Consider the following 17,707-nt stretch of genomic DNA (forward strand, 5'->3'; position numbering starts at 1 on the left):
ACGGCGAACGTCTTTGTTCCGTAAGCCGGGGCGGGGTGTGGTGCTGGAGGTCGGCGGTGAAGCGGGGTGTGCCCTTTGTCGCTCGGAGGTCGATAGCTCGCGCGCATGGCGCCGCAAGAACTGAGCCACCTTCACCGAAACGCACTCGGACGCTGACAACGCAGGGATAGCATCCGCAGGTTCTGCACCTCGAGGGAAGGCGGAGGGATGCTGCGGCTGCGGGCCTGGCTGGAGCTATGGGCAGCGAGGGCCTTCGATTTCGTCGATGGTGAGGACAAAACGGGGATCTACCACCGGTGTGTGGAGTTCGCGGTTGATGGGCCTGCGACGGAGCGATTGCTCGGCAAGCGTGCGGGCGTAGACCGTGAGGCCGTTGTGGATCGGATGATGACGGCGCGGTACCGCCGCTACACCATCCTCCGCTGTCCCTCGCCCTTGCTCGACCGAGCGATCGAAGACCTGGCTGCGGCCCGGGATAAACACGAGCGAGCAGCACGAGCGACGCAGTGGAACTGGCGAGTGGTCTGCTCGCTGGTCGCCACCGTCTCGATGGTCCTGCTGATATTCAGTGGCCTGCTCGCTCTGCTCATCGCAGTTGTGGCGGCAGCTGTCTCGATGGTCGGGCTGTACATCTGGCGCGGGTATGCGCTGTGGTCCAACCTGAGGCAGTGCCTGATAGCAGCAGGGCTCAAAGGCGCCTGGCTCGTTCAGCGCATCGAGGTAGGACTGTGCGCTGCACGCTGGGGTGAAGAGCTGCTTGAGACAGGTACTGCTCCCGTGGTGGCCGACCTGGTCCGCCATATGCTGGGCGACGACCCCGACTCCCTCTTCATTCCGGACGACTACGAATGGGGCCTGCGCGCGCCTCGAGCGCCCGGCTTCGTCATCGAGAACGGGGCCCGGCGTCAACTCGAACGCAAGCTCACGCATCTTGAGGACGGCACCATCGCCGTCTGCGGACCGCGCGGTGCGGGCAAATCGACGCTGCTGGAGCAGTGCGTCAAGAAAGCCGGCTTTGGCGTGATCGTCCAGGCGCCGGCCACCTACGCTCCCCATGACTTCCTCCTGTCGCTGTCGGTCCAGCTGTGCGAAAAGTACATGCGGGCCCGGGGCTATGAGCCCACCGGTTTCGCGCGCCTGTCGCCCGCGCGCCGAGCACTGCGGCGAATATGGCTCCAGGTCAAACGGCTGAGCCGGTGGAGCTCCTTCGCGGTGCCCGCCACCGCCCTGGTGGTGCTGGGCCTGTCCGCCTCGATGCGGTCCTTCTACAAGCAGTACGCCACGTCCGCGTCGGACGCCGCGCACGCGTACACCGACGCGATTGGCCACGACGTCACGGCCATCTGGCAGGGCCACACCGTTGTCGCGAGCTTGGCCGTCACGATCGGCGGGATCGTCTGGTGGAAGTCACGGCATGAAGCCTGGCTGCCCCGCATGCTGGGTCGCCTGTGGATGCGCGGCGTCAGACCTATCGGTTTGCTCCTGGCCTGGGCATCCGCTGCCACTCTGCTGCTCGACGAACAGATACGCCAGCAGGCCCTAAACCTCCATATCGCCCAGCCCGAGGCTCTCTACCGCGCTGTCGGCTATGCAGGAGGGCTGCTGCTCGTGTGGTGGTTCTTGCGCTTCGTTCGTGATTCGGGAGTCGAGTTCCCTCTTGGAAGATGGCACATCTTCCTAGAGAGAATCTTCCGCCCGATCAGCGCCGCCGCAGGAATTTACTTGGTGTTCTTCCTCATCACGAACCCGCAGATACGGTCCTTACTGGCGGACCCAGAAAACCCGCTGCGACTGGCAGGGATTATCGCCGGAGTCCTGGTGTCGAAGTTGGGGGACTGGCAACCGCATGCGGAAGAACCCGAGTTGGTCACGCGATGCCGCAACCACCTCTACCGTCTTCAGACGATCCAACAGGTGACCAACGGCGTGACCACGGGGGGCGCTGCCCAGATCCTGAGCCTGGGCACCAACCACTCCGCGTCTGTGTCCACAGTCCCCCCGAACTACCCGGAGCTTGTTGAGGAATTCCGCGAACTGCTCAGGTCCATCGCCGTCGAGAGGACCGAAGCGGGCAGGACCGTCGTGATCGCCATCGACGAAGTAGACCGCTTGGGCGCGGACACCGATGCGCTCGCGTTCCTCCGGGAGATCAAAGCCATCCTGGGCGTTCCCCTGGTCCACTACTTGATCTCGGTCGCCGAGGACGTGGGAGCCGCCTTCGTCCGCAGGGGCCTTCCTCACAGGGACGCCACCGACAGTTCCCTGGACGACATCATCCATGTCCAGCCCAGCACCCTCAGCGACTCACGCGCCATCCTGGCCAAGCGCTCACAGACACTGAAGGAACCACACATCCTGCTCGCCCACGCTCTGTCAGGCGGCATCCTGCGCGACCTGCTCCGCTATGGCCTGCAACTCCGCGAGACACAGGACAAGACCCAGTCCTACGAACTCACAGACATCTCGCGGCAACTCATTCTGGAAGAACTCGCGGAAACCTTCGCCGGCTTCCGGACCCTGCTGAGCAAACTGCAGTGGTCGCATGACACCAACGGCATCCTCGCCTCTTTCCGCACGCTCAGCAGCTACTTGCGCGACCCCTGTCCGTGCGTCGAAGCGGATGTGGTGCGCACGCTTGATCACTTCGCCTTTCACGCCTACGACGCCAGACCTCTTCTTGCGACCGTCGGCGACTCATCACATCGACCACCCGACGAACCAGAGATCAGCAGCAGTGCACGCCAGCTCATCGACGAAGCATCCACGTACGCCTACTTCTCACTCACCCTGCTCGACATCTTCAGCACCGACGGACTTGAGCGCCGTAAGCAACTGGCAGCCGAGCACGGCCAGGACGGCGATCCTGAACGGCTTGCCGACGCACGGCAAGAACTCGGGATATCGCCTTACAGCGCCCGGCCTCTGATCGACAGCATTCGCAAGGCTTGGGCACTGTCTCTTGGACCGGCCCCCGGTACTCGTCTCCCGGCATCGACCGTGAGGTGTCTCCGCCACAGAAGCTGCCCGAACATCCCATGAGGATCGACCGCCGGAGCGCAGCATTTACATGGCCCTAGTGGTGTCCGCCGGGCGGGCACGGCGTCGCCACGAGCGCCCGCTGTGCGGGAGCGGTGGTGAAGTTCCGGTGAAGTCTTCCGCCTCACGGGATCGTGCCTTTTCGCAGGTCAGAGCCGGTGTCTGCTGTGACGATGCTGAGTGTCGCGAAGATCCAGAGGCGTAACGCGTGGCGGTACTACATACGCGGAGTGGCGTTCGGGGACGGCCGCCGTCCGGCCGGACAGTCGTTGAAGGACGCCCAGGAGCTGGCCGGGCTCCCACCGGGACGGTGGCTGGGGCGTGGTCTGCGTGCGCTGGGACTCACCGAGGGCGCGGAGGTGTCCGAGCGTCAGCTGGAGCTGCTGTTCGGCGAGGGCCGGCACCCGGACGCCGACCGCATCGAGCGCGGCCTCCTGGACGACGGCGTCGACGCGACGACGGCCCGTCGGCCTACCGTGTTGGGGCAGCCGATCGAGGAGATCGAGGCCCGCAAGCAGACTCCGCTGCTCGGCATGGACTTCACGTTCCGGCCGCAGGCGTCGCTGGTCGTGCTGTGGGCGCTGGGCGATGCCACCGTTCGCCGGGTCATCGAGCGGGCCCACGAGCGGGCCGTCGCCACGGCGTTGCGCTGGCTGGAGGATGAGGTTGTCGAGACCCGGTGGGCGTCAGACCGCGGCCGCGCGAAGACGCCGGCGCTCGTGGTCGCCGCCTTCCGTCACTTCGACAACCGCGACGGGCTGCTGCTCCTGCACGAGCACTGCCTGATCCTCAACCGCGTCCAGCGCCTGGGCGCCGACGGCGTTCCGGTCTGGGGTGCTCTGGACACCTACCGCCTCTACCAGAACGTGGTGGCCGCCGGGACGCTGTACACCTTGGCGATGACGACCGAGGTGTGCGAGGCGCTCGGGGGCGTGTTGGGGCGGAGTGCAGGCCCGTATTGCCAGGTGGCGCGTCCTGCGGGTCCAGCGCCCATGGACCACGCGAGTTCGTAGATGCCGGATGCGCGCTGGACGCGCTTGACTGGTGGAGTACGTACGGGTTCGTTCGTGGCCGTCTGGCGTGTCGACGTCGCATTTCAGCTGGTAGATCGGCGTGCTGGGCCCGTTCACTCGATGGTGTGAGATCTCCGCAATAACTCGCAGATTCTGCGAGTGATCGCCGTAATCTGCGGCTTTGTGTCGGATCTCGAAAGTCGCACCCTGTCGCTCGTACGCACCGTGCCGGAGCCAGGCATGCCGGTGGACCCGGCCTCGGTGTCGGTCGAGGCCGGGCTCGCTGACGTTGTGACGCTTCAGCGGCGCCGGCAGGCAAGGATCTCGGCGCACGACGAGGAGAGCTTCTTCCTGGACACGCTGTCGGAGTATCAGTGGGCCCGGGACGCGGCGGGGCTGGCGCAGGAGACGCTGGATGGGCTGATCAAGCCGGTGATTGAGGTCTGTGAGTTCTACGGCACGGTGCCGTGGCAACTCTCTTCCCGCGAGGTCGACCGGTACTTCGCCGGGCCGGGGAAGCGGGCCCAGTCGACGATGCGGTACAAGATCGGCAAGATCGACCGGTACTTCGCGTTCCTGGAGCAGCGGTACGCGGGCGAGATTATGAGCCGCTTCGGGGCTGTGGTCGAGTCGCCGATCGATCCGTTCAACAGGCCCCGGCACCGAGGCGACTTCGGGCTGAGAATCCCGCCGTCGCAGGCGGCGATGAAGATGTTCTTCGGCCGCTGGCGCGAGGACCTGCCCCGGGCGCGGAAGTACCTGGTCGCCTGCCGCGACTACGTGATGACGAAGATCGCCTACTTGTCGGGCGTCCGTGCGGCGGAGTTGTGCGGCGTCTGCATGGGGGACGTGCACTGGGAGCACGGTCAGTGGGGCCGGTTCGTCGTCCTGGGCAAGGGCGCGAGCGGTTCGGGACCGCGGCCGCGCGAGGCGTACCTGTTCCAGGAGGGCCGGGCTCTGCTGTGGTGGTACATCGAGCAGATCCGGGGCGAGTTCGGTGATGATGCCGAGCACCCGCGGGCGCCGCTGTGGCCGTCGGAGCGCAAGCCGACGGCGATCGCGGCGCTGAACCTTCCGATCGCGCCGGCGATCGTGCCCTCGACGTTCCGTCGCGCCCTGCACAGCGCGGCGGCGAGCTACCTGAGCGGGCCGGTCACCGACCTTTTCCCGCACCTTCTCCGGCACGCGTGCGCGACCCACAACTACGAGCGCGGGATGACGTTGTGGGAGGTACAGAAGGTCCTCGGACACGCCTGGGCAACCACGACTCTTCGGTACATGGCGACCGCGCAGGCCGATCCTGAGCACGCGAACGTGGAGGCCAGCTCCCGGGCGGCCCGACGACTGGTGATGGACAAGGGGAACCTGAGGTGAAGTGGAATCTGCGGATGGTGGCCGCGCAGCGCGATCTGTGGCGGCCGCCCGAGGTACTAGCTGCGTTCCGGCAGGTCGGGTTCAACCCGTCGCTGAGCAAGGTCGCCGCGCTGTGGGGCGGCACTCCGGTCACGGTGCGACTGGAGGACCTGGACCTGATGTGCGCCGCGCTGGGCTGCACCGTCGCGGATCTGCTGCAGGCCGAGCCCCTCGCCGGAACCCAGGCGCTGCCGGAGGAAGGGGAACGGACGGCCGACGGCGCGGAATTGCCGTCGGGGCCGGTGCGGCCGGTGCCGGGAAGCCGCCGGGGGAGTGGGCCGCGCCCGCTCCCGCCGAGCTGAGCGCCGGTGGCCGCGGACCGGGCAACGGCCCGGAGCTGCGCGGACTGTCTGGGCTGGGTCGTCCTCAACCAGCGGGGGCCTGCGCCGGGTGCAGGCGCTGGCGACAGCACTACCGCGAGCGGGGAACGTGTCCGCGGTGCCGGCACGAGCGGCTGCTGAACTCCGACGGTCTGTGCCGCTCATGCCTGCAGGCGATCCGGCTGCTGGACGACGCCGAGTGGGCCCTGGGCATCGAGGGGGCACCGCCGCGTAACCTCCAGCTGACAGTCGGCGTCTATCACGACCGCGCGGACTCAGCCCGCCAGCTGAGCCGGGCCGGCGGCACCGGTCCGCGGACCAGCGAGGTGTGGAACCTCAGACTCCGGCAGCAGCGCGCGGGCACCGAGCAGCGGCCCGCGGTGCTGGAGCCGGGCGCGTGGGGGCAGATCCCGCTGTTCACGATCCCCAGGACTCTGACCGCGGACACGGCCCGGGCGGTTGCGGGCCGTCCGGTGCCCGGGTGGGAGAAAGCCCAGGCAGTGCTGGAGGAGATCGCCGCCGAACAAGGGCTGAGCCGCGGGAACCGCTACCGCAAGGCCGCGCTGCTGCGACTCGCGCTGGCGATCCGCGCGGCCGAAGGCACCTGGCTGCTGCCCGAGGTACTCCTGCGGGACCTGCCCGCCGGCCGCAACACCATCCGCCTCGTTCTCCAGCGGGCCGGGCTGCTGGCCTCCGAGCCGGAACCCCTGCGACTGTTCCCAGCAGTCCGCCGCCCACCCCGGACCGTGGCCGGCCGGGTGCCCTGGTGCCGGACGCCGCATTCGTGTGCGGACTGCCAGGCGTGGATGCCCTCTGGCCAGTACGGTTCCCGCTGCACTCCCTGTCAGCACTGGCACGCCAAGCTGGCGCGGAGCACCTGCACACGCTGCCACCGGCGGGAACTCCCGCTGCGGAAGGGCCGCTGCCGCGGCTGCCGCCCGTACCGTCTCCTCGACGACGCCCAGCCCGCCACCACCCGGTACACACAGCTGATGGTCGACGTGCCCGTCGGAGGATCCGGACCGCCCCCGCCGATCCCGGTCGACGAACCGTTCCAACCGGGGCTGCTACCCGCGCCGGTGCACACCGCTGCCGGGCAGGAGCAGCTGTTTGCCATCCGGCGCGACTGGACGCGGCTGCTGTCGGGCCTCCAGGGCCGGAACACGGCCGACCTGGGGCTGACCGGGACGACTGCACGGCTGGTCGAGGACTTCAGCCGGGTTCTGCACGAGCGGCAGTCACCCGGCCGCGACAGCAACATCCGCACCCTGAGCATCCTCGTCTATTGGTGCGGCGCCGAAGGGGCCATCTCCGAACGGGACATCCACGAGCTTGCCCGGACCGGACCGGGCCTCAGAGCCAAGACCGTCTGCCAGTTCCTGCGCGACCGGGGCCTTCTTCTGGAGGACCCCGACCTCCACCGCGATGTCGATCTGGCGTGGATCGAAGACACCATCGCCGCGATGCCGGAGGCCCTCGCTGGCGAGGTAGGGCAGTGGGTGAAGGTGCTGCGAAGCCGGGGCCGCCATGAAGGGGAGACCCGCGGCTACGACGCGATCCGCCCGTACCTCGCCTCTGTCCAGCCGGTGCTCACCGATTGGGCGGAGGCAGGCCTGCTCTCGCTTCGAGAGATCACCCGGCGCCACGTCGACGCGGCCGTGGACGGCCATGCCGGACGTGCCCGCCGGCAGCTCGCCCTCGCCCTGCGCAGCCTGTTCAGGACGCTGAAGCGCGAACGGGTGGTTTTCCGCGACCCTGCCCAGCACCTTCGCGTCGGGAACCCGACAGGGATCCCGAAGCCGGTCCGCAGCGACCTGCTGGCCAACGCGTTGCAGCAGACGAAGACCCCGCTCGGGCGCATGGTCCTTGTCCTGGCCGCTGTTCACGCCGTGCCCGTCCATGAACTCCGCACGATTCTGACGTGCGACCTGGACCTTGCACGCGGCACCCTCGTCATCCGGCGCGGCCTTCGACGGCACACCCTTTACCTGGAGGAACTCACCCACCGGATCACCGCCGACTGGCTGGACTACCGCCACGGTCGCTGGCCCGCCTCGACCAACCCTCGCCTGCTCGTCAGCCAGAGATCGGCACTCGACCCCGACCATCCCGCAGTCAGCAAGACCCTGCTCCGCGACGACCTGCCCCAAGGGCTCACCCTGGTCGGCCTGCGCCAGGACCGCATCCTCAACGAAGCCGCCGAAGCCGCCGACCCTCTCCGGCTGATGAGGCTCTTCGGGATCACGGAGAAGACCGCCATGCACTACGTCACCGTCGCCCACCCGGAGCGCACGGCCAAGCTGCCGAGGTGAAGCGGGCCGTCAGCCTTCCAGGGGATCTGCATGCCAGGGGGCGTCGGCTCGGGTGGGGCGGGCACCGGCGGCGATCCGCAGTACGTACACCGGCCGTTAGTCGTAGGGCCTTATCTGCATCTGTTAAGTGCAACGGCTGGCCACAAACCCATAGCTTGTGCAGGCACATCAGGCACGTTCCTCGCCGCCGAGGCGAGAGGATCGGCACGATAGGGGCACGGACGAGGCACTCGAGCGGAGCGAGGACGAGGGACCTCCTCAGCGACGACTAATGGCGATCTCTGAAAACGGCCGTGTTGTCGGCGCAGCCTTCTACAGTTCCGTCATGTCCAAATATCAACGGCTCCAAATGAATCGAAAGTACATGCTGGTCGAGTTCCCGGCCGGCACCCACCTCGACCACTCCCGTGCCTCCTCCGGCGGTATGCGGGGTACCGCCCGCGATGACCGGGACAACTCGCTCGTTGCCCAGGCCGAACTCTTCGACGCCGACGACCGGTACGACGAGGGCTACGGGGACGGCCTAAGGAACCTCCTCGTCAACTGCGCCACCGACATTGCAGTTGAGGTCGCTCAAACCGTGACGGTCGCCGCCGTGGAGGTTGCCACCCCGTACCTCAAGGAGGGGGCACGCCGATTCAAGGAGAAGCTGCGACGCAGGCCCAAGGACGCCCCGGCCGCTGAGGTGGTACAGGAGACTGCCCCCGAGGGGCCGACTGCGTCTGGTCTCCGACCGGTGACTGCTGCCGCCAACGGCCGCGACCAAGTGGACCTCGTCCTGCGTGCCGACCAGGGTGACGCCAATATGCAGGCTGCGTTGGAGCGAATCAACACGCGCGCGGCCGAGACATATGGCATCGCCGCGCACTACTCCGCCAGCCTGCCCGCGGCAGACGTGGTCGGCGAGGCCATGCGCCAGGCGCTGGCAGCAGCCGCGCCCGGCTACGTCGCCGCCGCCCTTGAACGCCTCGCCTTCGACGACGAGCTCGGCCTGACCCCCGCGCAGCAGAAGCGTCTGCGGGGTTGTGCTGCGGAGCTCGACCCCGGTGTGGTCGAAGACCTCACCGGCGCCAATGCCCCGCTCGCGTAGCCCGGACGCTCCGGGGGCGAGAGCGGCCGCTGCGCATTCGGCCCCCGGTCGGGCGGATCCCGGCCGGCGGCGCTGCCGTCCTGGAGCTACTGGTCCCTTCGTGGCAGCTTCAGGAGGACAGGGCACAGAGGGCTTCCCTAAGCTTGCGCCATGCCTTTCACGCCACTTCACCGCATACTCGGGCTCGCGCCTGGGCCACTGACCGGTGACATCCTGGACGCCGCCGTAACAGCTGGCGTGACGGAACACAGCGACTTGGACTGGAAGTCCGAGCTGCCGCCCGCCAAAGGTCTGCCGCAGACAGACTTCCCGAAGGATGTCGCGGCCATGGCGAACAGCGGCGGCGGTGTGATCGTTTACGGCGTACAAGAGACGCAGAAGGCGGCGACTAGCCGCGTCGATGTCGGCGAGTTCGATGAGGGCCACGAGCGGGCACTGCGAAGCGCCGCGATCACTGCGATCTCTCCGCCAGTGTTCGGGCTGGGTGTGCACCGTGTGGGCGAGGCAGGGAACAGGGCCGTGGTGGTGGAGATCCCGGCTAGCGTCGACGGTCCGCACCTGATCTATCGGCACGACTATTTTGGCGCTCCCGTCCGCAACGACGCCGACACGGTATGGATGAAGGAACGCCAGATCGAGGCCATGTACCGTGCTCGCTTCGACGAGCGCCGCCACGCGACCGAGGCCCTGGACTCGCTGTTCACCGAAGCCGCCGCCGGGCGCGACAGCCGCAAGCGGGCGTGGCTGATCGCGGTTGCCCACCCGCGGCTCCCTCTCGTTCGCGAGAGGCTGACGCGCGACCAGGCGCAGAAGGTGATGTCCAAGGCAGAGAGCCTTGCCTTGATGTACGCGGGGCGGGGTGGTGTTCACCCCCTGGAGAGCGTGAACCGGCTCAACCCTCGCCCTGGCCTGCGCCGGTGGGTCCTGGTGAACACGGCAGCGGCCGCCTACTCCTTGTGGAAGGAGGCGTGGGCCACCATCCACCACGACGGATCGGTCACCCTGGCGGCCGCTGTGGGCGGACACCGGCGTGCTGCTTCGGGCGCTGAGGGCGGGGAGTTCTTCGAGGGCCGCCACGTCGAGTCCTCTGCCATCGAGTGCTCGATCGCGGACATGATGGCGTTGGTCCGAGCGACTGCGGACCTGACCGGTGCCGGCGAGTACGACGTGCGTGTCGGAGTCGAGTGGGCTGGCGAAGGGCCGCTGACAATTCTGACCCGGGACACCATGGGCTTCGTTTACGACGAGGTGTCGACCCCTCTGCATCGGTATACGCCTGTCGAGACGACTGTGAATGCAGTTGCTTCTGACCCGGACTTTTTCTGGCAGGTGCACGACCTGGCGCAGGACTGCGTGAACCAGGGCGGTGTGTCGAACGTTCTGATGATCCGCCCTCCAGAGCGTGACGGGTCGGCGTAGCTGAGCTGCTCCCTGCGGGCCTGCTGTTACCGATTCGTTCGTCCCAGAAGCCGGTGCGAGCGATGGCGTCGGCGGTGACAGGTGGGGTGCGGTCGACAAGGAGAGGGTGGGGACGGGACCCGCGGTCTCCTTCTTGCGGGAGCCGGTTCGTGGCTACAGTCCAGGCCATGGCTTCTCCCGAGGCACTCGCAGCGCGCGCACTTGCCCAGGCCGCGGTGAAGCTGGCGCAGAGAAAGACCGCCTGCCCCGGGCCGCTGCCGGGGCAGGTCATGGCGCCTCGCATCTGAGGCGTCCATCGCGCCATGACCAGCACCGCTCGGCCCTCCGCCCAGCACTGCGAGCCTGACTCGACAGCCGTCCTGGACGCTGCAAACTGCTGACTGCCCGGCGAAGTTCTGGGATCATCGGCTGATGGTCAGCAGCAGGTACCGCTCGGGACTTCGGCAGCAGCTGGACGCTGTCGTCTCGCGCCACCTCAGCGGGAACACGCACGCCACCCTCAACGCAGCGTTCGCGGAGCTGGCCATGCCGGAGATCCCCAAGGAGGAGGGATCGCTGCGTGAACGAATCGAACGCAGCTACGCCCAGGTCTCCGACAACGACCTCACCCACGTCGCGCAAAGCATCCTGGCTCGTGGGAGCCTCACCGCTGCGACTCGCAACGGGATACAAGATCTACTTTGGGCGGAGTCGTCACCCCCGGGGATATCCAAGAGGGTCCGACGCGAACTGGCCCCCTCTCTGCCAGCCTTGGGTGAGACATCCCGCTCTGTCGGGTTAGCCTGAGAGGGTAGGACAGGAGAATCGCCCCTTATGACCAGCACTGAACCGGTCGGGTCCGACCCGGCACCGAGGCCGAAGCGCCGCACTTTCACCTCGGAGTACAAGCTGCGGATCGTCGCTGAGTACGACGCGGCGCCCAGGAACGAGAAGGGCGCGGTCCTGCGCCGGGAACGGCTCTACCACTCGCACGTCAAGGAATGGCGGGCCGCCCGGGACGCCCGGGCCCTGGAGAACCTGGTCGACCGCCGCACGAGCCCGGCCCGTGGGAAGAAGTCCGCCGCGGAGGTGGAGAACGAGAAACTGCGGCAGCAGGTGGCACGGCTGGAGAAGGACCTGGCCCGGAACAGGGCCGCACTCGAGGTGATGGGAAAAGCTTCCGCGCTCTTGGAAATGATCTCCGAGAGCGCGGACTGAAGCCTGCCGCAGTCCCTGTCGTGGACGAGGCGTTCACCGGCGTCGAGGTTCAGCTGGGCATCACGGCCGCGTGTCGGCTGACCGGTCGCTCACGTGCCACGCACTATCGCAGCCTCAAGCCCCCGACAGTCCGCGCACCCCGCTCCCACGCGCAGGTGCAGCCCTCGGCCCTGACGGACCAGGAGCGCTCTGCCGTCCTGGAACTGATGAACAGCGACGAGTACGCCGAACTGGCGCCCGCCCAGATCTGGGCCCGCGAGTTGGACGCCGGCCGCTATTACTGCTCCGTCTCGACGATGTACCGGATCCTGCGCGAGCAGGGTCAGTCCGGTGAGCGCCGACGGCAGGCCGCTCATCCCGCCAAAGCAGTGCCCGAGCTGGTCGCAACCGGACCCTCGCAGGTGTTCACCTGGGACATCACCAAGGCGGCCGGACCGGTCAAGGGCACCTGGTATCACGCCTACGTCATCATCGACATCTTCAGCCGCTACATCGTCGGCCACACCGTTGAGCGGGCCGAATCAGCGGTGCGGGCCGAGGAGTTGATCCGCGAGACCATCATCCGCAACGGCATCGTGCCCCAGACCGTGCACGCCGACCGCGGCACCTCGATGACCTCCAAGAGGGTCTCGCAGCTGCTGGTCGACCTCGGCGTCACCCGGTCGCACTCGCGGCCGAAGACCTCCAACGACAACCCCTACAGCGAGGCACACTTCAAGACCACGAAGTACATGTCCGACTACCCCGAACGATTCGACTCGCTGGCCCATGCCCGCGAGTGGTTCGAGGCATTCATCGCGTACTACAACCACGAACACCGGCACTCGGGCATCGGCTGGCACACACCGGCCAGCGTGCACTTCGGCACCGCCGAGGAGGTCCGCGACCAGCGGGCCGTCACCCTCGCCGACGCATACATCCGCCACCCCGAACGCTTCGGCCGCCGCCCCCGACCACCCCGGATACCCCAGCAGGCATGGATCAACGACCCAGCCAAGCGCAGGGAACCCGCACCACAAACCTCATAGCATCACGACCGTCTCACTGGACTTGAAATCTTCCGGCCCGAGCCCTGGACCTGGCGGACATGGCACGCCACGAAGCCCGATTCATGACGCTGCTGGAGCGCTTCTGGGTGCTCGACCGTGAAGAATCCCTTGCCGACCTGCTACTTCCCAGCACCAACCGCCCGCCTGGGCTGAGATAGCACATCCAGCAACACGTCTTCCGCAACCCGGAGGACTGGTCGACCGAGGACCTCTTCGAACACCTCGGGGCGTTCGAGGCCGGCGACGCGCGATTCGCCCGCTTCCTCGCATCGGCCGTCTCCGCCGACGTGCTCCTCGACGAGCCCGCCCAACGTCACCTCGTGGCACAGATCAACGAGCAGATCCGCAGCGCGGGAGTCGAGCTCCGTGAGACCGGGGCCGACGGCGGCTACCCGCGCTTCACCGTGGTCTCCACCCGGCTCGCCGACAACCGACGGCCGAAGAACGTCATCTTCGCCTCGCTCACCAAGCCGGACATCCGATTCCTCTCCGCAGTGGACAACGACATCGAAATCGTCGGTGACCCCGGCAACGTCCTTGTCTACGACCGCGAGATCACAGGCGACGGCATCCGCTGGCGAGACCTCCAAACCTGGTGGCAGGACACCCAAAAGATCGCAGACGAGGCCGAAGCCAAGAAGACCCTTTACCACCGGCTCCGCCGCAGCCTGCCCGGCAACTCACCCGGGCAGCGCAACGTCTTCGAGCTCTACCACCACATCCTCGGCTCTGCCGTCTATGACCTCCCGGCGCTCCTGCCCGAGGTGTGGCTCCACTGGGACCACAAAACAGTCCGTGAGCGTGGCCCTGAAGCGCTGCTGCGCTCCCGCATGGACTTCCTGCTCCTACTGCCCCACGGCCAGCGCGTCGTTCTTGAGGTCGACGGGTCCCAGCACTACACCCGCGACGACGGTCAGGTACCCGACAGCTGTAAGTACGCGGAGCTGGTGGCTGGGGACCGCGAACTCAAGCTCAGAGGTTACGAGGTCTTCCGGTTCGGCCACGACGAACTCAGGGACGCGGAACGTGCCAGGCTCCTGCTCCAAGAGTTCCTGCTGGCCCTCTTCCAACGTTTCGAAGTGAACGGCCGCACCAGCTGACACAGGAGGCCGGAGCACGGGCCGGATGAATACGGGTACCTATCCGGCCCCAGCCGTGAAGTCTGAACTCGCACGACCACCGCCGAAGACAGGGAAGTGGCGTCCCGGTTCGGCGTACTCCGGCTCCGGGATTTCGGGAACCTGCGCGCTTCCCGTAACCCGGGGCGGAACTGGCGGCCGGTGCGCAGGTCGTCGACGAAGGCCGCCACGGTCCGGCGGAACCGGCGGTGCTGGTCCGGGGTGAGGTGTTCCAGGTCGCGGGTGAAGCGGGGCAGCGTCTCGTAGGTCGGCACGTCGGTCCTCCAGGCAGCAAGAAGCCCCCGGCGATGCCGGGGGCGGCGGGTCCTACTCGGGTTGAAGGGAGTCGGTGACGTGGTGCTGGGACGGGGCGCCTTCCGCCCGGTCGTGGGGGAGCGGTACGTAGGTGTACGCGTTATGGCGTTAGCGGTGTCTGCTGGCGGTTTTCGTTGCCTGTGAGGCGTGTGTGACCGGGTGCCGCACAGGATTTGCATGGCCTCGGGTGCGTCCGCAGGGCGGGCGCGATGTTGTCGCCGGCGCCCGTTGTGCGGGATCGGCCGTGAAGTTCCGGTGAACTCTCCCGCCCCACGGGAGCGCTCTTTTGTGCAGGTCAGAGCCGGTGTTCGCTGCCGGGATGATCAGTGTTGCGAAGGTGCAGCGGCGGAATGCCTGGCGGTACTACATGCGCGGGGTCGCGTTCGGGGACGGGCGCCGTCCCGTCGGCCAGTCGTTGAAGGACGCTCAGGAGATGGCCGGGCTCCCGCCCGGGGTGTGGAGAGGCCGCGGCCTGTCCGCGCTGGGCCTCACCGACGGGCAGGGGGTGACGGAACGGCAGATGAAGCTGTTGTTCGGCGAAGGCCGGCACCCGGACGCCGACCGTATGGAGCGCGAGCTCCTGGACGACGGCGTCGACCCGGCCACGGCACGGCGGGCCACCGTCCTCGGCCAGCCGATCGAGGAGATCGAGCACCGCAAGCAGACCCCGCTGCTCGCCCTGGACTTCGTGTTCCGGCCGCAGGCCTCACTGGTCGTGCTGTGGGCGCTGGGGGACGACCGGACGCGCCGGGTCATCGAGCGGGCGCACGAGCGGGCCATCGCCACGACCCTGCGCTGGCTGGAGGACGAGGTCACAGAAACCCGGTGGGCGTCCGGCCGGGGGCGCGCGAAGGCCCCGGCCTTGGTCGTCGCGGCATTCAGGCACTACGACAACAGGAACGGGTTTCCGCTCCTGCACGAGCACTGTCTGATCGCCAACCGGGCACAGCGCCCGGACAGCTCCTGGTACGCGCTGGACACGGCCCGGCTCTACAAGAACATCGTGGCCGCCGACACGCTGTACACCCTTCAGATGACCACCGAGGTGTGCGAGGAACTCGGGCTGGCGACCGTGCCGAGGGAGGTGACGCCGGGCCTTCGCCCGGTGATGGAGATAGCCGGCGTCGACCAGGAGCTCATCGACTGGTCCTCCACCCGCCGCCGCCGGATCGAGGACGTCCTCGAGGGCATCACCGACGACTACGTGAAGAAGCACGGCCGGCTGCCCGGCGAGCGCGCCCGCCACGGTCTGGCGTGGTGGGCGGCGCAGGAGACCCGCCCGGACAAGAAGACCCCGCGCCCGCTGGACCAGCTGCTCGCGTGGTGGCGTGTCTCCGCGCTCCTGAAGTTCGGGCAGCGGATGGTCGACGAGCTCCTTCAACGGTGCCAGGCGGCCGGGGCGGCGATCCGGGCCCGGGTGGGCCCCTGGGTGGACACCGCGCTCGCCACGGTCGACGTCGCCGCGGTCGTCTTCACCGTGCGCGGAGTCTTCTACCGCCGCCACGTCCTGGCCGAAGCGCGCCGGCATCTGCTGGAGACCCTGCGCGGCCGCGCCTACGCGCCCGGCATCGACACCTACATCGCCGACCGGGCTCTGGAGCGCTACAGCCGTCAGCTCACCGTGCCCCAGAAAGGCCGGCGGGCCCCGGCCCCGGACCAGCTCTCCTACACAGCCGAGTTCACCTCGCCCAGCCGCTGGTGGATCGCGGGCACCGATGGGAAGCCACCCCGGGAGTCGACCCGGTACGAGCGGGCCAAGGTCGCCAGCCACGCCCTGCAGAACGCGATCCGTACCGCCCTCACCGCACCGCCCGCACGGGACGAAGCCCCGGCCGCGACCGCGTCGGCCGCACCCCCACCCGCTGGCGACCACGACCAGGCCGCGCCGCACGGCGTCGACCATCCCGGCGGGGATGCCGCTCAGAGCCCGGCGCAGCGGGTCGCCGCCATCCACGCCCACCAGCAGGCCGCGATGCCGCAGGAGTACCTGGAGGGCCGCACCACTGACCCCGAGACGTGGATCACCTCGCCGCAGAACCTCGCCCACCTCGCCGCCCTCACCCGTGCAGCCGAGGCCCGCGGCCGCACGGTCGAAGAGCAGGCAGACCAGACCAAGCAAGCGCACCAGGCGAAGCAGGCCCCGGCCGCCGACGCACAACAGCACCACACGGCGCAGCCCGACCAGAGCAGGGCAGTTGGCCCCGACCTGTGAAGGGACGCCAACCGGACGGCGCGCGTCGGGCCGGAGTGGACTCCACCCCTGATGTCCGTCGGAGAAGGTGGAGCCCACCGTGGCGCGCATCGAGTGGAGTGGAGCCCACCGTGATGTTCCACCCGCCGCGTGCCACCGCACCGACAGTGCGCGGCGCGATGCGCACCACGAGACCGCACGGGTGGGGGTGGACACCACTTCCGCCTGTTCCACCCGGTGTGCGTACGGAGGGTGACGGCGCATCGGATGCGGTGCACTCGATGCACCCCCTTGACCAGGTGCGCCGCCGGATTCCACCCAGCCCATCGGGCGGAAAGCAACCCTTGTCCAGCTACGAGTTTCCGCGTGATCTTCGACGTTTCCCCTTGACCTCGTCCGCTACCTCTCCGGCATCGACCGGCGCCGGGGTCCCAGTGCACGGTGGAGGAGGGGAGATCTCTCCCTCCCGGCACACCGCGCACCGTCACCGTCCGTAGGCCGGTGCGGACGATGCCGCGCAGCGCCGTATCGAGGCGCGTCCCACCGGGTGGAAGTGCATGACACCTTCCTCACCGGATGGAGAGTGGCGGCCACCGCGAAGCGCACCAGGAGTGGGCGGAGGCCACCCGGTGCGCTCCACCGGGCGGGGGAGTGCGTTCCATCGTGCGCAACTCAGCGCACCGTGCGCGCGCCGGTCCGCATCCGCGCGCCACCGCTTGGGCCCTCTGGTGCGCGTGGCGTGCGCCGCTCGCCGCATGTCGGCTTCTATGGTCCGCGCGTGGGACAGAACCCGGCACAGAAGGCCGCCCAGGCGGCACGTGGGCAGCAGCCGAAGAAGCGGCCCGGCAAGGCGCAGCGCGAGGCGTCTCTGCGGGCGCAGGCGGCGAGGAAGAAGGCGGGTGGCGGGAAGCCGGCCGCGAAGAAGGCGGTGGCCAAGAAGACGGTGCCGCTGCCGCGCGGGTCGCTGCGGGCCGCGTACGGCGGCACCTGCCCGGCCTGCTTCAAGGACTACGCCAAAGGCGAGGTCATCACGAAGGTCACCGAGGGCTGGGGACACCCCGGCTGCGCACCCCGGAAGCTGTCGGCAGCCGAGCGGGAGTTCACCCGGAACAAGGCCCGGATCGAGAGCGGCGAGACGTTCCGGGCCCAGAAGCCCTCGGACTGGCGGCGCGGAGCCTCACCCTCCAGCACACGCCCCGCCCGCTGATCCCCGCCTGCCGGTGTGGCGTCAGCC

Annotated in this window: 13 protein-coding genes; all 13 read left to right on the forward strand. The window is 68.3% G+C overall.

All coding sequences use genetic code 11. From position 1 onward, the window contains the following. Nucleotides 1–207: 207 nt before the first annotated feature. The 13 genes from PZB75_RS30395 to PZB75_RS30455 all read left to right on the forward strand — a co-directional run bounded on the left by PZB75_RS30395 (nt 208) and on the right by PZB75_RS30455 (nt 17,680). The gene (locus PZB75_RS30395) at nt 208–3,039 is read left to right on the forward strand and encodes a hypothetical protein (protein WP_275533221.1); all 2,832 of its coding nucleotides are present in this window, start codon (nt 208–210) and stop codon (nt 3,037–3,039) included. Nucleotides 3,040–3,209: 170 nt separating this feature from the next. Further along, nucleotides 3,210–4,049, forward strand: coding sequence for a MobF family relaxase (gene mobF / locus PZB75_RS30400; protein ID WP_275533220.1), 840 nt, complete (start codon nt 3,210–3,212; stop codon nt 4,047–4,049). 246 nt (nt 4,050–4,295) lie between these two features. Next, the gene (locus tag PZB75_RS30405) at nt 4,296–5,423 is read left to right on the forward strand and encodes a site-specific integrase (RefSeq protein ID WP_275538522.1); all 1,128 of its coding nucleotides are present in this window, start codon (nt 4,296–4,298) and stop codon (nt 5,421–5,423) included. Next, nucleotides 5,420–5,764 (forward strand): helix-turn-helix transcriptional regulator, encoded by a 345-nt coding sequence (locus PZB75_RS30410; RefSeq protein WP_275538503.1) that lies wholly within the window; start codon nt 5,420–5,422, stop codon nt 5,762–5,764. Before PZB75_RS30405 ends, PZB75_RS30410 begins: the two co-directional genes overlap by 4 nt. Before the next feature lie 344 nt (nt 5,765–6,108). Continuing rightward, the gene (locus PZB75_RS30415) at nt 6,109–8,094 is read left to right on the forward strand and encodes a hypothetical protein (protein WP_275538504.1); all 1,986 of its coding nucleotides are present in this window, start codon (nt 6,109–6,111) and stop codon (nt 8,092–8,094) included. Nucleotides 8,095–8,365: 271 nt separating this feature from the next. Continuing rightward, on the forward strand, nt 8,366–9,184 hold the full coding sequence (locus tag PZB75_RS30420) for a hypothetical protein (protein WP_275538505.1): 819 nt from the start codon (nt 8,366–8,368) through the stop codon (nt 9,182–9,184). A gap of 150 nt (nt 9,185–9,334) precedes the next feature. Continuing rightward, complete coding sequence (locus PZB75_RS30425) at nt 9,335–10,603, forward strand: ATP-binding protein (protein WP_275533215.1); 1,269 nt, start codon at nt 9,335–9,337, stop codon at nt 10,601–10,603. Nucleotides 10,604–11,014: 411 nt separating this feature from the next. Continuing rightward, entirely contained in the window at nt 11,015–11,389 is a 375-nt protein-coding gene (locus PZB75_RS30430; RefSeq protein WP_275533214.1) for a hypothetical protein, read from the forward strand. 27 nt (nt 11,390–11,416) lie between these two features. Further along, nucleotides 11,417–11,800 carry a hypothetical protein gene (locus PZB75_RS30435; protein ID WP_275533213.1) on the forward strand — a complete coding sequence of 128 codons (384 nt, stop codon included), beginning with the start codon at nt 11,417–11,419 and terminating at the stop codon, nt 11,798–11,800. Nucleotides 11,801–11,820: 20 nt separating this feature from the next. Then, nucleotides 11,821–12,828, forward strand: coding sequence for an IS3 family transposase (locus PZB75_RS30440; protein WP_275533212.1), 1,008 nt, complete (start codon nt 11,821–11,823; stop codon nt 12,826–12,828). A 182-nt stretch (nt 12,829–13,010) separates the two neighbouring features. Further along, nucleotides 13,011–13,949 (forward strand): hypothetical protein, encoded by a 939-nt coding sequence (locus PZB75_RS30445; RefSeq protein ID WP_275538521.1) that lies wholly within the window; start codon nt 13,011–13,013, stop codon nt 13,947–13,949. Nucleotides 13,950–14,601: 652 nt separating this feature from the next. Next, on the forward strand, nt 14,602–16,494 hold the full coding sequence (mobF, locus tag PZB75_RS30450) for a MobF family relaxase (protein WP_275533211.1): 1,893 nt from the start codon (nt 14,602–14,604) through the stop codon (nt 16,492–16,494). 757 nt (nt 16,495–17,251) lie between these two features. After that, a complete protein-coding gene (locus tag PZB75_RS30455) occupies nt 17,252–17,680 on the forward strand; it encodes a hypothetical protein (protein WP_275533210.1) in 429 nt (142 codons plus the stop codon). Nucleotides 17,681–17,707 lie beyond the last annotated feature (27 nt).

Source organism: Streptomyces sp. AM 4-1-1, assembly GCF_029167625.1.
Lineage (GTDB): Bacteria > Actinomycetota > Actinomycetes > Streptomycetales > Streptomycetaceae > Streptomyces.

Bases quoted from the DNA above. Each gene is read 5' to 3' on its own strand.
- PZB75_RS30395 (WP_275533221.1), top strand. From the start codon at position 208: ATGCTGCGGCTGCGGGCCTGGCTGGAGCTATGGGCAGCGAGGGCCTTC.
- mobF (WP_275533220.1), top strand. From the start codon at position 3,210: ATGCTGAGTGTCGCGAAGATCCAGAGGCGTAACGCGTGGCGGTACTAC.
- PZB75_RS30420 (WP_275538505.1), top strand. From the start codon at position 8,366: ATGGCGATCTCTGAAAACGGCCGTGTTGTCGGCGCAGCCTTCTACAGT.
- PZB75_RS30425 (WP_275533215.1), top strand. From the start codon at position 9,335: ATGCCTTTCACGCCACTTCACCGCATACTCGGGCTCGCGCCTGGGCCA.
- PZB75_RS30430 (WP_275533214.1), top strand. From the start codon at position 11,015: ATGGTCAGCAGCAGGTACCGCTCGGGACTTCGGCAGCAGCTGGACGCT.
- PZB75_RS30435 (WP_275533213.1), top strand. From the start codon at position 11,417: ATGACCAGCACTGAACCGGTCGGGTCCGACCCGGCACCGAGGCCGAAG.
- mobF (WP_275533211.1), top strand. From the start codon at position 14,602: ATGATCAGTGTTGCGAAGGTGCAGCGGCGGAATGCCTGGCGGTACTAC.